The organism is Pseudomonas sp. MF6394, from assembly GCF_002018845.1.
GTDB lineage: Bacteria > Pseudomonadota > Gammaproteobacteria > Pseudomonadales > Pseudomonadaceae > Aquipseudomonas > Aquipseudomonas lactis.
This window is the reverse complement of sequence record NZ_MVOJ01000010.1, coordinates 155,561-171,697: the sequence shown is the minus strand read 5'-3', so window position 1 is coordinate 171,697 and position 16,137 is coordinate 155,561. Positions and strand designations below refer to the sequence as shown.

Sequence of the window (16,137 nt, the reverse complement as noted above, 5' to 3'; positions counted from 1 at the left end):
TCATCTTCTCCTCAGGATCGCCGGGCTGCGCCCCAGCGCGAGGCCAACGTTGTATACCCGCGCCGGGCAAACGTTACGAAAAAGCCGCGCCATTCGGTCAGTGATGCAATCACGCCGCGGGCCGCCATGACAATCGTTCGAGTGGTCCGGCTTTGGGCGGCCTGGGGCAGGCCCGTCAGCGCAACAGCCAATGCCTCGACACCGGACGCGGCCCAATGCGTCCACACCTGATTGAACATTCGGCTCAACCCACCGTGTATCGTCGCGGCAGGATCCGGCATTTGCAGGGTCTGGCCATGGGGGTCGTGGGCAGCGGTCAGGTGACCGCCGCGAATCATCGTTCCCACCGCCCCGTCGTAGGCTTCTATTGCAGGTGAGACATTGGGTTGCATCAGCGCAGGCACTTGCCCGCCATAAACAGCATTGGCCACGGTAGCGAGGGCATAGGCCGCCGTCGTTCCGGCGGTACGCGTGACCCTGCCGCTCAGGGGCGTGCTGCCCCAGGAGATGCCAGTACCGTGCCCACGCAAGACTTGCTGCACCAGTTCCCTGGAGAGCGCGCGAACATGCCCGCCCAAACGCTGAACCGCCACCGGGTCCCAGCTGTGCTCGGCTTGATCACCTATCGAGTCGCCATACATGGCATAACCCATACCTGCGGCACCTGCAAAAACAGCACCGATCTGTGGCGCATAGTGCGTCCAGTTAGCGACGATACCGGTGCTCATATGTGCCGAGGACACGGCATCAAGCACCGCAACGCTAATGCGCAAAATCTGGTTGCGTTGCGCCGTGGGCTGCAGGTTGCTGAAGATCGCCAGATCGACGCCCGTCGCGATGGCATTGGCGATATAGGTGGATAATCCATCGCGAATCGCGGCCGACGAGGCTGCTTGTATCCTGGGGCGCATAACCCGCCCTATATTCGCGAGCCTGCGACTGACGGAAAGCCTGCGTATTTGTTTGTCCTGCGGCTCCTCCAAAGCCGGTGTGGCGGCCAGCCCTTGCACATCGACCTGGGTGACTGGGTTACCGCCAACCATGGCGTACAGATTCAAGCCATCGGCATCGCCGGTCGGGTCCGGGCTGATCCAGCGGCATAACCACGGCGCGTAATACCTGAAGCCGTAGTAAGACAGCCCACTGGCATCGCGCTCCTTGCCCGAATAACGGATGAACCTGTAACTCGCCTCGGCGGAGCTTTTCGCCGCCCACCACGCGGTCCCGCCGTAAGGGTAATAACTTTCCTGGCTGAGCAGTTGCGCCTGCTCGCCCAACTCCAGGCTGCTGCTGCCCAAGTGGTCCGACAAGCCGTAACGGATCTGCGCCTCTTGGCGCCCTCCCGAAGGGTGGCGATCCCAAAGCAGGATGCGCACCGTGGTCGTACCGGCATCAAAGTTGAGTACATTCAGTTGCTCACCCGTTGCGCTGTCATGCCGAATTTCCAGCCCAGGCAAGTAACGCACCTGGGCCGTATGCACCACGCCCCTGGCCTGGGAGACCCTGCGTTTGAGGATGCGCTGGCCCGCAGCATCGTAGGCGTAGCGTTCTTCATCGTCATTGCCGCCCTCGCGTCGCACCTGCGTGAGGCGCACCAGTTGATTGCGCACATCCCAGCTCATCTTGTGATCACCTGCCAACGCTTGCAGATTGCCGTTGCGGTCAAAGCCCTGGCCCAACCCCGGCGCGGTCTTGCCATCAGCCTGCGGCACAAAATGATTGCTGCCCGCGGCCACGCTCATCTGCCGCGTGAAGCCGGCGCCGCTGCTGGGCACATGTTGCAACTTGAGCAAATTGCCGGCGGCGTCATAGTAAAATCGCTGGGTGTAGCGACGCCATACGCTGTCGTCAGTCGAGCCAAACGTCACATTCGCCGGCAACGCCGGGCCTCCCGTGTTACCGGCGGTTTCGCGGCCAGTGGCTTTGGTCAGTTGCGATAACGAGTCGTACTCATAGAGGCTGGCCGAACTGATTCGGGTGTTGCTGGACCATTGCGTCGGCTGGGCAAGGTCGTCGATCCGCACGATGTTGCCAACGCCGTCATAGTCGTAGCGCAGGTCTTGCAACGCTGCGCCCGGTTGTGCGGGTAGATGGGCAGTCATTTGCAGCAAGCGACCGTCAAACTCACGGTATTGCATGGCACGCACAACGCCGTTGCCGGCGCGTTCGCTGAGCACCTGACCCGCTGCGTTGTAGTCCCGCTGACCCAGCACCTGCGTACGCACGCCGCCCTTGGGCGTCACAACAATACTCGCCGGTTGGCCGTCAATGCCGTAGGCGTAGTCAAAGCGGTTGCCCTTGGCGTCCGTGTGATGCAGGCGCTCACCCAGCGCGTTAAACCCAATGGATGTCTGGAACCTCTCGGGCTCCAGGCGCACCTCGCGTTGTGCAGCGGGCTGCGGCCAATCCAGCGTGGCATCCGCCTGCCGAAAGCGTCGGGTCTGCTGAGCAACTTCTGCGTGCAGCCCATACCGCTCGTGGAACAACGAGCCGCCGCCGTCATCATGGCGAACCACCCGGCCACAGCGGTTGCGCGCAGCCTCCTCATCCGAGGACACGGCATAGGCAAGACGCTCGACGCACAACGCTTGCTCGTCACTGGCCGCCTGCTCGAAGACGGCGATCGGCCGCAGATATTGATCGTAGTGATGAGCCTGGTGAGCACCCCGCCCATCCCATTCTTCGAGTAAATGCCCGGCTTCCCCCATCAGCGTCAGTCGCCAGCCGGCATCCACGCTGTGGGTGCGCAACGCTTGTCCACCAAGGCTATAGACCGTGCGTTGATTAGGCGCGGTGTCGGGTTGTGAGCGTGACAACTGCAACAGACGTGGGTCCCATTGTTCAATCATCAAGCCTGTACTGCCAAAGACCTGACGATGAATGCGCACCTGCGGTTCAACCTCCGCGCTTGAGCGGTGGTAATTGACGTTACGAACAATTAACCCACGTGGGTCGACTGCGACCAGGGACGGTGTGTTTCGATGGATGGAATCAGACATGATCTCAAGACCTTATTGCTGAATAAGTAGTCCTGAAAGCCTAGGGACGGGGGGGCGAGAAAGGTGGTGCAGGAGGATGCTTTTGTGTGTCCGGGTACTGGCATCGCCCCGCCCCGCTCACGCGGGTCGAGGCGGCGCTCTTGAAGATCAAATGTGGCAGGGGCCCGCTCCCATAGGGTATGTGCTCACAGGCCGAGGCGTTTGGTCAGCGTGCCGCCCGCCCTGATACCCCGGGACGCCGCGGGGTGTAGCGACGCCAAGCAGACGCGTTTGACTCCCAAGGCGCGTCGACCCGTTGTTGGTTTTGATAGAACCTCACGCGGCCTGCCAGTTGCGTCCTGTGCCGATAGAGCCAGCGCAGCTCGGAAGCCGTAGCAGATACCCCCTGCTTGCTGATGACGGCTCCTATGTCCAAATTGTCGAGAGCGAAATGGACCACCGCCGCACTGTGCAAGCTGGTCAAGGTTTCCAAAGCGGATTTGCTGCTTCGAGTGACGATCTTTTGCTGGATGGTCAAAAGGTCTGTGCCAATGTATTGGTGAGCCGTCGCTACAAGTGAATATTTGCCTGCGCCAAGATCACTGACAAACTTCCTTGCGAATTGCTGGTTGCAGGCAGTTGACGTACACCCTGAGTACTTCAAAACAATGCCCTCGTAAAACGGCCGGACGCCGACCGAAAGCTGCTCAATGAGCTCAGCCTTGAGTTCGTTAGCTTTCGCTGGATCGTCTGGGTTTTGCGTCAAGTCTCTGAAGAGGTCCGCATTCGCGTTGCGAAAAGCAGAGAAGGCGCGAACGGGAGGCGCCAGCCCGGCAGTCCAGCGCTGCAGTTCCGCGCCTGAAAAATAGGCCACCATCGCATCCCCTCGCGCACTCAGCTTCGACCAGAAACTCCTGTAGGCCGTAATTGTGGCGGCCAGGCCGAAAATGATATCCCCTCGACTGGGCTGGAATTGCTCGCCAAACGTCGTTTGCGTGCCACCGGCATCCCTGAACCCCACGGGATTGCCCCGGACCATCGCATACAGGTTCAAGCCGTCCACATCGCCCATCGGGTCCGGGCTGATCCAACGCTGCAACCACGGCGCGTAATAACGGGCGCCGTAGTAATACAAGCCCGTGGCATCGCGCTCCTTGTCTGAGTAACGACGAACCTTGTGGTCCCCCCGAACATTATTGCTGGTTGCCCACCACGCCGTTGCGCCATAAGGATAGTAATGCTCCTGGCTCAACAACCGAGCCTGTTCGTCCAGCTCCAGCGCACAGCTCTTGAGGTGATCCAGAACGCTGAATCGCAACTGATGGGCGCTCATCTCGCGGGGCTTACCCGACTCCCATTGCACCACGGTGACTCGCCCACCGCCCGTATCGATGTCCAGCACATTGAAGCGCTGTGTGCTTTGCTTGTGGACCTGCAGGCCTGGCAGGTAATAGGTTCCCTGGGTGTAGGGTTTTGTACGCGCTTCGCGGCTGCGCACCTTGAGTGCGCGCCGGCCTTGACTGTCATACAGGTAACTCTCCACATCCGGGTCACCCTTCTCACGCTGTACCTGGGTGGTGTAGGTCAATTGGTTGCGCACATCCCAGACGGCCTGCTGTACGCCGTCGAGCGACAACTGATTGCCATTGGCATCGAACGCTTCATCCCATTGAACCTGCCGCCCTTGCACCGAAGGCACGGCGCGGTTGCTGAACGCAGCCACCTGCATTTCGCGGGTATAGCCTGTGCCGCTGGAGGGCACGTGTCGAAGGCGCGTCAGATTGCCCGCCGCATCATAGGCATAATGCTGGGTGTAATTGCGCCAGAGCCCCCGATCCGTCGCCCCGAACTGCACCGCGGTCGGGAGCTTCTGGCCGCCAGTGTTGGCGCTGTTTTCCCGGCCGCTGGCCTGGATCAACTGATAAAGCGTGTCGTACTGGTATCGACTGATTGCGTCGATCCGGGCGTTGCTGTGCCATTGAGTCGGCTGGACCAGATCGCTAAGACTGAGAATGTTGCCCACTGGGTCGTATTCATAAACAAGCTGCTGCAACGGCGCGGCGGCCTGCCCTTTACGATAGACCTTAAGTTCCAGCAACCGGCCATCTTGCTCGCAATAACGGGCGACTTTAGTGACATCATTACCCGCCCGCTCGGACACGATCTGGCCGCCGGCATTATAAGCGCGCTGATCCATTAACACCTGGCGCTCGCCATCCTTCAACGTCAGCGCCACTTCTGCCGGCCAGCCCTGTTGCCCATAGCGCCACTGTTGGCGGTTGTCCTTGGCGTCGGTCTGCTCAAGCAGCGCACCCAATGCATCGTAACGCCAGGTAGTGGTATAGGCCTGGCGTTCCACTAGCAGATCTTGGGCCTCATCGCTTTGTGGCCAGTCGACCAGCGCGGTGTCGGCGCGAAACCGCCTGGTTTGCTTGATGACGCGTTGATCGATCCCGTACGCCTCCATCAGCAGAACGCCTGCCGGGTCCGTATGCCGAATCAGCCGTGCGCAGCGATTACCGACGGCCTCGGCAGGGACTGCGGGCGCGTACGTCATACGCTCGACACAACGGGGTGACGAGTCCTCTGCCGATTGTTCGAACACCGCCACAGGGCGCAGCGAACGGTCATAGCGAAACGCTTGATGGGCGCCACGCGAGTCCCAGCTATACAGGCGCTGCCGCGCTGCGCCGTGCAAGAGCAGGCGCCAGCCGGCATCCGCACTCAGGGTACGCACGGCCTCGCCGGAGAGGCTATAAAGGTTCGATTGCGCCGCCACCCCGGTCGAGCCGAGGGCGAACTGACGTGGGTCCCACTGTTCCAGTAAGAAACCACTGGCCCCAAACACTTGGCGATTGACGCGCGGCTGTGGGGAGTGCGCAAGCGTTGCGCGGTGATACTGCACAGTGCGCACGGCTAACCCGCGAGGGTCAATGGCCGTCAAGGTAGGTGTATTTCGATGAAGAGCGTTAGACATGAATTCATGACCTGTTTGCACTAAGGTCAAAAAATCCTAGAGGTCTCGGCATTGGGAAGGGGGTATTGAAGACGGCCTTTTGTAACCAGATCCTGATAGCACCTATCGAGACCAGCAGGTTTGCACCTGCCGGTCTCAAAGGTTTTCAGTGCCCGCCGGCGCAGGTCGGCGAGGCCGGGGCTGCGTCGATGGTCGCCCATTCTTCAGGCGTGTAGGTATGCAGCGCCAGCGCATGGAACTCGCTCATCAGGCTACCCAGGGTGGCGTAGACCTTCTGGTGGCGCTTGACGCGGTTGAGCCCCTCGAACTGCTGGCTGACCAGCACGGCCTTGAAGTGGGTCTGCAACCCACGGCTGTGCATATGGCTTTCATCCAGCACGCTCAAATGTTCCGGGGCCAGGGCGGCAAGGGCCGTTTCGATACGCTGTTGCATGGTCATTCCTGCTTACTTCTTCTTGGCCGGTGCGGCGGCTTTGGGCGCCAGCTCGTTGGTCATGTCTTCCAACAGCTTGTTCACCACCGGTACGGCGCTTTCCAGCTTGGCCTGGGTCATCTGGGCCGATTGCTGGGTTAGCTGGGGCATTTTTTCCAGGACTTTCTTACCCAGTGGCGACTGATAGAACGCTACCAGGTCCTTGAGTTCGGATTCACTGAAGTTGGTGGTGTAGAGCTTGACCATGTCTGGCTTGAGCTTCGGCCAGCCGATGGCCTGGTCCAGAGCGGCGTTGGCCTTGGCCTGGTAGCTGTCCAGTACGGACTGCTTGGCGGCAGGCGCCTTGGTCTGTTCGAAACGCTGGGCGAACATTTGCTGCACTTGCATGTACACCGGGGTCCCCAGCTTGTCAGCATGGGCCAGGGTAAGGAAGGCTTCGGCACTGGCGTTGTGGCTGGCGGTATCGGCAAGAACCTGGCCGCTGGCGCAAACCAGAGCAACCGCGGTACAGATGGCACGAAGACGAGTCATCGAGTTTCCTTTTCTAGCAGGCGAGGTAAGACCCCAAGGGCGACCATTCTGCGCCTAAAAAACCTCGCGGCTCAACCCCACCCCATGGCAAGCCCCGGTTTCACGGGGCGCGGTGACACAAAAGCGCTTTTAGGGAACCCACGCTGGCCGCCAGGGCCTAAACTGACCAATCACGACAGCATAAGGAGGGTGACCGATGAGCCGTATCGAAACCGACAGCCTGGGGGAAGTACAGGTCCCTGATGACGCCTATTGGGGCGCGCAAACCCAACGTTCGCTGGTCAATTTCGCGATTGGCGAGCAGCGCATGCCGCTGGCGGTATTGCATGCCCTGGCCTTGATCAAGAAGGCTGCGGCACGGGTCAACGACCGTAACGGCGACCTGCCCGCCGACATCGCCCGCCTGATCGAGCAGGCTGCCGACGAGGTCCTGGACGGCCAGCATGACGACCAGTTCCCGCTGGTGGTCTGGCAGACCGGCAGTGGCACCCAGAGCAACATGAACGCCAACGAAGTGATCGCCGGCCGCGCCAACGAGTTGGCCGGCAACAACCGTGGCGGCAAGAGCCCGGTGCACCCTAACGATCACGTCAACCGCTCCCAGAGTTCCAACGACTGCTTCCCCACCGCCATGAGCATTGCTGCGGTGCAAGCGGTGAACAAGCAACTGCTGCCGGCGATCGCCACCTTGTCCGGCGGCCTGGCGGAATTGGCCGCGCGGCATATGAAGCTGGTCAAGACCGGCCGTACCCACATGATGGACGCTACGCCAATCACCTTCGGCCAGGAGCTGTCGGCGTTTATCGCACAGCTCGATTACGCCGAGCGTGCGATCCGCAGCGCCCTGCCCGCGGTGTGCGAGCTGGCCCAGGGCGGCACCGCCGTCGGCACCGGCCTCAATGCGCCCCATGGTTTTGGCGAGGCGATTGCCTCCGAACTGGCCGCATTGTCAGGCTTTCCTTTTGTCACCGCGCCGAACAAATTCGCCGCCCTCTCCGGCCATGAGCCGCTGGTGACCCTGCACGGCGCGCTGAAAACCCTGGCCGTGGCACTGATGAAGATCGCCAACGACCTGCGCCTGCTGGGTTCCGGCCCTCGCGCCGGGCTGGCCGAAGTCAAGTTGCCGGCCAACGAACCGGGCAGTTCGATCATGCCCGGCAAGGTCAACCCCACCCAATGCGAAGCGCTGTCGATGCTGGCCTGCCAGGTGCTGGGCAACGACGTGACCATCGGCATGGCCGCCAGCCAGGGGCACTTGCAGCTGAACGTGTACAAACCGGTGATCATCCACAACCTGCTGGAGTCGATCCGCCTGCTGGCCGATGGCTGCAACAACTTCCAGGAGCATTGCATTGCCGGCCTCGAACCCGACGCCGAGCAAATGGCCCAGCACCTGGAGCGTGGGCTGATGCTGGTCACTGCACTCAACCCGCATATCGGCTACGACAAGTCGGCCGAGATCGCCAAGAAGGCTTACGCCGAAGGGCTGACACTGCGTGAGGCTGCACTGGAGTTGGGCTACCTTACCGAGGCCGAGTTTGACCAGTGGGTGCGCCCGGAAAACATGGTAGACGCAGGCCATTGATCGCACCTACGCCTGCGCGTTGAACGCGTCTACTGTCAACTTTCACAGCTATCTATGTCAGCCAGCCCGAGGCCTAATCAAAGCTCATCGGAGCTGGCGACACGGCTATGAAACGCATCTACGCACTGACCGGTATCTTGCTATTGGCCGCCGGCCTGGTCTGGGCGGGTTTTCGATACCTGGCCGACAACCCGGCATTGAAGCCATACCCAGTCATCCTGAACCCGCCCGCAACAGCGCCGACTCGGCACGAACTGGTCATTTTCTATTCAGGCGACAGGGGCTGGGCGCCGCTGGAGCAGGCAGTGAGCCGCAATTTAAATGAACGTGGCTACGGTGTATTAGGCATCAGTACGCAAGCATATTTCTGGCATGAACAACCAGTGGCTGACTCGGCGGCACAACTGGACGGCCTGATCACGGTTTACCGCAAGATTTGGAATGCTCCGCGGGTGTGGCTGGTCGGCTACTCTTTCGGTGCAAATGTCTTGCCTTCGCTCATCGATCACCTCAAGCCCGAAAACCGAGCACGCATCACGCAATTGACATTGCTGGACCCCACTGAGGATGTGTTCCTCGAAATAGAACTGGGCGACGACATGAACGTGGGCTGGTTCAACCGAATCAGCCAGTCCTATCGACAAATGCGCAAACCCGTCCTGCACCATGATCCATTGCCCGCGCTGTATCCGTTGGAAGGGCAAATACCCGTCAATTGCTTCCACTCCACTGAAAATGTTGATGGTTTATGCAGTTTGTCGTCATGTCCAGCGTGGATAACCATAACCAGGATCGACGGCAGCCACACCTTCAATGGCGATTTCGACGGTTTGGCCCAACGCCTTATCGAACAGCATCCAGATGTACGCGACGCGCTCTGAGCCCGGCCAGCAGTGATGGAGCCAGCGCCACGGTCGCCGAGCCCAACACCACCACCAGTGCGCCGGTATACCCCACGGCATTGATCTGTTCTGCCTGCACATAGTCAGGCCACAGCCAGGCCGCCACTGCCACCGCCACAAAGGTCACCAACGGCGTCAACGCCAGGGTCGCACTGACCCGCGAGGCTTCCCAATGCGCCAGGGCTTCGGCAAATGCGCCGTAGGCCACCAGCGTATTCATGCAGCACGCCAGCAGCAGCCACCCTTGCAACGGGCTCAACTGCAACGCCTCCAGCGGATGTGCCCAGGGCGTGAGCAACAGCGCACACGACAGATAGATCACCATCATCACCTGCAGCGAATTCCACACCGTCAGCAACTGCTTCTGCCCCAGGGCATAGAACACCCAGATGGTGGTGGCGAGCAGGATCGTCAGCACACCGGCGGTGTAAGTGCCCATGGACGTCAGCAACTCCGCCAGGCGTTGGTTGAAGAACAAGCCAAAGCCTGCGATCAGCACCATCAGCCCCACTCCCTGCCCCAGGCTGAAGCGCTCCTTGAACACAAACACACTGGCTACCATCAGAAAGATCGGCCCCATCTGCACCACCAACTGCGCCGTGCCTGGGCTGAGCATTTTCAGGCCCACCAGGTACAGCACGTAGTTGCCCACCAGGCCACACACCGCCATGCCCACCAGCCACCCACCCTTGGGGCCAAGCACTTTGCGGCTGGGCAGGCGTTTGGTAGCGGCCAGGTAAACGAACAGGCAAGTGCCCGCTACCATGAGGCGAAACCACGTCACGGTGATCGGGTCCATCACCTGCAACACTTGCTTGAGCTTGATCGGAAGAATGCCCCACAGAAACGCGGTCAGCAGGGTCAGGAAAAAACCATAGACCCAGCGGCCGGAAGAAATGTGCATGAGAGCCCCAGATGCCAGAGGAAGTGGAGCAGGCATTCTAGGGGCAAGTCACTGAGTTCGGATACGTCACAGTTTTGAGTGTGGGCTGGCTTGCCTGCGATGGCCATAGGTATCCACACAATGCTGTTGCGATCAACGGTAACCACGATGCGAAGCGAGCCGCTCTTGCTCTGCTTTTGATTTTGATCTCAGGCGCCCCGTTAAACCACGCTGGCCGAACGCAGGCTTGAATTCGTGGGTAACCCGGCAGGACGCCGGGTTAGCCGCCCCGCGCCATGGATGGCGCGTGGCGGCGGCCCACGGATTCAAGCCTGTGTTCGGGCACACCGAGCCTAGGCGAGGTGCCGAGTGGTGGGGCATGAGCGTTTTGCTTACTTTTGCGCTCTTTTCAAAAGTGAGCCGCCGTCAGGGCGGAACCCTAAGTGGCCGTTACCGCAGCAATGGATATGTACACAATCCAACTGTGTTGACTGCCAGGCCGCCTTCGCGAGCAAGCCCGCTCCCACAGTTGGATGGTGGGGTGTCAGGGAGAGAAGTGTCGGCTGGCAGGCCGTTATCGCAGGCAAGCCAGCTCCCACAATTGGATCGGGGGGTGTCAGGGAGAGAAGTGTCGGCTGGCAGGCCGTTATCGCAGGCAAGCCAGCTCCCACATTAGCCCTCCCACACTGGCGCTGTTCCAACCGGGGTCAGCGCACGGCTTCGAAGAGCCCGGTAGCACCCATCCCGCCCCCCACGCACATGGTGACGATCCCATAACGCAGGTTGCGCCGCTGCAACTCCCGCACCAGATGCCCCACCTGCCGCGAACCGGTCATGCCAAACGGGTGCCCGATGGAAATCGAACCACCGTTGACGTTGTACTTGGCGTTATCAATCTCCAGGCGGTTACGCGCGTAGAGGCACTGAGAAGCAAAAGCCTCATTGAGTTCCCAAAGGTCGATGTCCGCCACCTGCAAGCCCTTGGCCTTGAGCAACTTGGGCACCGAGAACACCGGGCCAATGCCCATTTCATCCGGCTCGCAACCAGCCACGGTAAAACCACGGAAGAACGCCTTGGGCTTGAGCCCCAGTTCCAAAGCTTTTTCCAGGCTCATCACCAGGGTCATCGACGCACCGTCGGAAAGTTGCGAGGAGTTACCTGCCGTCACCGAGCCATCCTCGGCAAATACCGGCTTCAAGCCGCTGAGGCTGGCCAGGGTGGTGTCCGGGCGGTTGCAGTCATCCCGGTCGACCACGCCATCCAGGATCTGCACCGCGCCAGTGTTCTTATCCTCGACCTTGTACTTGACCGCCATCGGCACGATTTCATCGTTGAACAAGCCATCAGCCTGGGCCTTTGCGGTGCGCTGCTGGCTTTGCAGCGCGTAAAGGTCCTGGTCTTCGCGGCTGACGTGATAGCGCCGCGCAACGATTTCGGCGGTCTGGCCCATGGGGAAGTAAATGCCCGGCACCTGTTCTTTAAGCAGCGGGTTGATCAGGTTATCGGTGTTGACGCTCTTCATGGTCAGGCTGATGGACTCCACGCCACCGGCAACAATGATGTCGCTGCAGCCCGAAGCGATCTGGTTGGCGGCAATGGCAATCGCCTGCAAGCCCGAGGAACAGAAACGATTGAGGGTCATGCCCGCCGTACCGGTGCCCAGTTGCGAGAGTACCGCCACGTTACGCCCGATGTTATAGCCCTGGGCGCCTTCGTTGGAGCCGGCGCCGACAATGCAATCTTCCACCGTAGCCGGGTCGATGCCGTTGCGGGCCAGCAGCGCATTGACACAATGGGCCGCCATGTCATCGGGACGGGTCTGGTTGAACTTGCCGCGAAAGGATTTGGCCAGGCCGGTTCGCACGCTGTCGACGATCACTACTTCACGCATGGGCTACCTCGATCTTGTGGTTGTGGATGAGGATAGAGCCATGCCTGGCCGACAGCGATGATCATTCACTGCGTGGATGCAAAAGCATGGAGCCTCTGTAGGAGCGAGCTTGCTCGCGAAAAACTAATAGGCGCCGCGTTCACTCAGGAAGCACGCGTTATCGTTGACGTTTTTCGCGAGCAAGCTCGCTCCTACAGGCTATTTCTTTTTCTTTTTGTCGTGCTTGTCGCTTTTATCAAACGCTTCCTCCAGCGCACGGTTGATGGTGCGCAGCACCTTGACCCGCGCCCAGCGCTTGTCGTTGGCTTCTACCAGGGTCCAGGGCGCCACCTCGGTGCTGGTGCGGTCAACCATGTCGCCCACCGCCGCACGGTAGTCGTCCCACTTGTCGCGGTTGCGCCAGTCGTCTTCGGTAATCTTGAAGCGTTTGAAGGGGATCTCCTCTCGGGCCTGGAAGCGCTCCAGCTGCGTCTCCTTGTCGATAGCCAGCCAGAACTTGACCACGATCACCCCCGCATCGCGCAGCTGCTCTTCAAAGTCATTGATCTCGCCATAGGCACGCATCCAGTCCGCCGGGGTGCAGAAACCTTCGATACGCTCCACCAGCACGCGGCCGTACCAGGAGCGGTCAAACACGGTGAACATGCCGCGCGCCGGGATCTTCTGCCAGAACCGCCATAGATACGGCTGGGCCCGTTCGTCTTCGCTGGGCGCGGCAATCGGCACGATGTGGTACTGACGCGGGTCCAGTGCCGCCGCCACCCGACGGATCGCCCCGCCCTTGCCCGCCGCGTCGTTGCCCTCGAACACACTCACCAGGGCGTGCTTGCGCATGCGTTTGTCGCGCATCAGGCCAGAGAAGCGTGCCTGTTCGGTAATCAGTTGTTCTTCGTAATCGTCCTTGTCCAGGCGCAGGGTCATGTCGAGGCTGTCGAGCAGGCTCTTGCGGTCCACCGAGGCCAGCAACGGCGCCGGGTTCATGCCGCTGGCCTTGACCTTGGCCTGCTTCAGGGCACTTTGCAGCCCATCGAGCAGGATCTTGCCCACGGTCAGCCCACGGTAATGGGGGTCGACGCCTTCGATCACATGCCACGGCGCGTAATCGCGGCTGGTGCGGCGCAGCACGCGCTCACCGAAATGCACGAACTTGTCGTAGGTCTTGGACTGCTGCCAGTCCAGCGGGCTGATGCGCCAGCTGTGCAGCGGGTCGTCGGCCAAGGCCTTGAGGCGCGCCTTCATCTGTTTTTTGGACAGGTGGAACCAGAACTTGAAGATCAGTGCACCTTCATCGCAGAGCATCTTTTCCAGGCGCTCGGCGCCGGCGATGGCCTGGTCCAGGCGCGCATCCTTGATCTGCCCATGCACGCGGCCTTGCAGCATCTGGCTGTACCAGTTGCCGAAGAAAACGCCCATGCGGCCCTTGGCCGGCAGTTGCCTCCAGTAGCGCCAGGCCGGTGGACGCGCCAGTTCTTCGTCGGTCTGCTGGTCGAAGGTGCGCACTTCGATCAGGCGCGGGTCCATCCATTCATTGAGCAGCTTGACGGTTTCACCCTTGCCCGCGCCCTCGATGCCGTTGATCAGGATGATCACCGGGAAGCGCTTCTGCTGTTGCAGCTCGTATTGAACTTCCAGCAAGGCTTCACGCAGGGCCGGCACTTCGGCGTCGTAGGTGTCTTTGTCGATGGCGTGACCGATTTCGGCGGATTCGAACATGGGCAGCTCCGTTTCAAGATGGCTCAAGACTAGCGGATTGGGCCCCGACACGCGCAAGGAAATACAACCCAGCCTTGCCATGGATCAATTCAATGCCTGTTGATCGGCTAGAATGGCCGCCTTGTCTTTGCCCGCTTTCATTTTATGAGTCGCCATGAACCCCATCACCCACGCCCAGCTCGACTGGGATGATCAAGGCCGCCCGCATTCGCGGGTGTTCGACGATGTGTATTTCTCCGACCAGTCGGGCCTGGAAGAAACCCGCTACGTGTTCCTGGAGCAGAACCGCTTGCAGGAACGCTTCGCCGCCTTGCCGGCAGGTGGGCGCCTGGTGATTGGTGAGACTGGCTTCGGCACCGGCTTGAATTTCCTCTGCGCCTGGCAGTTGTTCCAACAGCACGCGGTGGCCGGTGCGCGACTGCACTTTGTCAGCGTGGAAAAATACCCGCTCAGCCATGCCGACCTGCAACGCGCCCTCGCCCTCTGGCCCGAGCTGCAACCCTTGGCCGAGCAACTGCTGGCGCACTACATTGCCATCCACCAGGGCTTCCAACGCCTGGTACTGGACAACGGCCGCGTGACCCTGACCCTGCTGATCGGCGATGCGCTGGAACAATTGCCGCAACTGGACGCCCAAATCGATGCGTGGTTTCTCGACGGGTTCGCCCCGGCGAAAAACCCCAACATGTGGACCGCCGAGCTGTTCGCCCAACTGGCACGCCTGGCGGCTCCAGGTTCGACCATCAGCACCTTCACCAGCACCGGCTGGGTAAGGCGGTTGATCAATGCCGCCGGGTTCAAGCTGAAACGCACGCCGGGCATCGGGCATAAATGGGAGATCCTGCGTGGGGAGTTTCTCGGTTGGCCCGAGGACGCTCCCGCGCCGGCCCCACGTAAACCCTCGTTCGCCCGGCCTCCCGCCATCGAGGGTGAACGTCACGCCCTGGTCATCGGCGGCGGCTTGGCCGGCTGTGCGACCGCCGCCAGCCTCGCCGCCCGTGGCTGGCGTGTCAGCCTGCTGGAGCGCCACGCCGGCCTGGCACAGGAAGCTTCGGGCAACCCACAGGGTGTGTTGTACCTCAAGCTTTCGGCCCATGGCACGGCGTTGTCCCAGCTGATACTCAGCGGTTTTGGCCACACCCGGCGTCTGCTGGAACACTTGCACCGAGGCGTCGATTGGGACGGCTGTGGCGTGTTGCAACTGGCGTTTGATGCCAAAGAGAGCCAGCGTCAGGCTCAATTGGCACACGCCTTCGCTCCAGACCTGCTGCACCTGCTGGACCGCGAGCAGGCGCAGCAAAAGGCGGGAATCGAACTGGCCCACGGCGGGTTGTTTTTTCCACAGGGCGGTTGGGTGCATCCACCCGCGCTGTGCCAGTGGCAGGCGAAACATCCCCTGATTGAAGTGCTCACCCACCACGAGGCACTGGAACTGCACCGGCTCGACGACCAGTGGCAAGCCCGCGCCGGTGACCGCGTGCTGGCCAGCGCCAGTGTCGTGGTGCTCGCCGGGGCTGCGGAGATCAAGCGTTTCCCCTTCAGTGCTGACGTGCCGCTCAAGCGCATCCGTGGGCAGATCACGCGGCTGGCGCAAACCCCGGCAAGTAAGGCCCTGGCCACTGTCGTCTGTGCCGAGGGCTACGTCGCACCGGCTCGGCTTGGCGAACACACCCTGGGCGCCAGTTTTGACTTCACCAATCAGGACCTCACGCCCACGCCCGCCGAACACCACGGCAACCTGCAGATGCTGGGTGAGATTTCTACCGACCTGCTGCAGCGCCTGGGTGCTGATCGCTTGGCGCCCGAACAGCTGGAGGGGCGTGCTGCGTTTCGTTGTACCAGCCCTGACTACCTGCCCATCGTTGGGCCACTGGCTGACCATGCGGCGTTTGAGCAGGCTTATGCGGTACTGGGCAAAGACGCCCGGCAAGTGCCGCAAACGCCATGCCCGTGGTTGCCGGGGCTCTATCTGAACAGCGGCCATGGCTCGCGCGGCCTGATCACTGCGCCGTTGTGCGGCGAACTGCTGGCTGCTTGGCTGAGTGATGAGCCCCTGCCAGTGCCAACCAGCGTAGCCGAGGCTTGCCATCCCAACCGCTTTGCCCTGCGGGCTCTGGTTCGAGGCCAAGCCGTGCCCCGCAAAGAGACCGATTGATGGCAAAGTGGTTAGCGGTCTTATAACTTATCGGTCTAAAACTCCACGCATAGCACTGGGTCAGTTTCTGGGTACGCGCCCTTTTGGG

Annotated in this window: 10 protein-coding genes; 3 read left to right on the top strand and 7 right to left on the bottom strand. The window is 61.1% G+C overall.

What is annotated here, in order from left to right; translation table 11 throughout:
• Positions 1-11: 11 nt before the first annotated feature.
• From MF6394_RS13170 to MF6394_RS13155, 4 genes are all read right to left on the bottom strand, one after another.
• Positions 12-2,999, bottom strand: coding sequence for an RHS repeat-associated core domain-containing protein (locus MF6394_RS13170; RefSeq protein WP_078466814.1), 2,988 nt, complete (start codon positions 2,997-2,999; stop codon positions 12-14).
• Positions 3,000-3,204: 205 nt separating this feature from the next.
• Entirely contained in the window at positions 3,205-5,955 is a 2,751-nt protein-coding gene (locus MF6394_RS13165; protein WP_078466813.1) for an RHS repeat-associated core domain-containing protein, read from the bottom strand.
• A 145-nt stretch (positions 5,956-6,100) separates the two neighbouring features.
• Positions 6,101-6,394, bottom strand: coding sequence for a BolA family protein (locus MF6394_RS13160; protein WP_038450988.1), 294 nt, complete (start codon positions 6,392-6,394; stop codon positions 6,101-6,103).
• Between the two features lie 6 nt (positions 6,395-6,400).
• Positions 6,401-6,919, bottom strand: coding sequence for a DUF2059 domain-containing protein (locus MF6394_RS13155; RefSeq protein WP_014719258.1), 519 nt, complete (start codon positions 6,917-6,919; stop codon positions 6,401-6,403).
• 196 nt (positions 6,920-7,115) lie between these two features.
• Between MF6394_RS13155 and MF6394_RS13150 the strand changes: the two genes are divergently transcribed.
• On the top strand, positions 7,116-8,504 hold the full coding sequence (locus tag MF6394_RS13150; RefSeq protein WP_078466812.1) for a class II fumarate hydratase: 1,389 nt from the start codon (positions 7,116-7,118) through the stop codon (positions 8,502-8,504).
• Between the two features lie 107 nt (positions 8,505-8,611).
• Positions 8,612-9,385, top strand: coding sequence for an AcvB/VirJ family lysyl-phosphatidylglycerol hydrolase (locus MF6394_RS13145; protein WP_078466811.1), 774 nt, complete (start codon positions 8,612-8,614; stop codon positions 9,383-9,385).
• On the opposite strand, the gene MF6394_RS13140 is transcribed toward MF6394_RS13145, so the two are convergent.
• From MF6394_RS13140 to pap, 3 genes are all read right to left on the bottom strand, one after another.
• Positions 9,348-10,310 (bottom strand): DMT family transporter, encoded by a 963-nt coding sequence (locus MF6394_RS13140; RefSeq protein WP_044274479.1) that lies wholly within the window; start codon positions 10,308-10,310, stop codon positions 9,348-9,350. The genes MF6394_RS13145 and MF6394_RS13140 overlap by 38 nt on opposite strands.
• A 686-nt stretch (positions 10,311-10,996) precedes the next feature.
• The gene (locus MF6394_RS13125; protein WP_069558647.1) at positions 10,997-12,181 is read right to left on the bottom strand and encodes a thiolase family protein; all 1,185 of its coding nucleotides are present in this window, start codon (positions 12,179-12,181) and stop codon (positions 10,997-10,999) included.
• Between the two features lie 198 nt (positions 12,182-12,379).
• The gene (gene pap / locus MF6394_RS13120) at positions 12,380-13,894 is read right to left on the bottom strand and encodes a polyphosphate:AMP phosphotransferase (RefSeq protein ID WP_078466810.1); all 1,515 of its coding nucleotides are present in this window, start codon (positions 13,892-13,894) and stop codon (positions 12,380-12,382) included.
• A 154-nt stretch (positions 13,895-14,048) separates the two neighbouring features.
• Between pap and mnmC the strand changes: the two genes are divergently transcribed.
• A complete protein-coding gene (mnmC, locus tag MF6394_RS13115; RefSeq protein WP_078466809.1) occupies positions 14,049-16,049 on the top strand; it encodes a bifunctional tRNA (5-methylaminomethyl-2-thiouridine)(34)-methyltransferase MnmD/FAD-dependent 5-carboxymethylaminomethyl-2-thiouridine(34) oxidoreductase MnmC in 2,001 nt (666 codons plus the stop codon).
• Positions 16,050-16,137 lie beyond the last annotated feature (88 nt).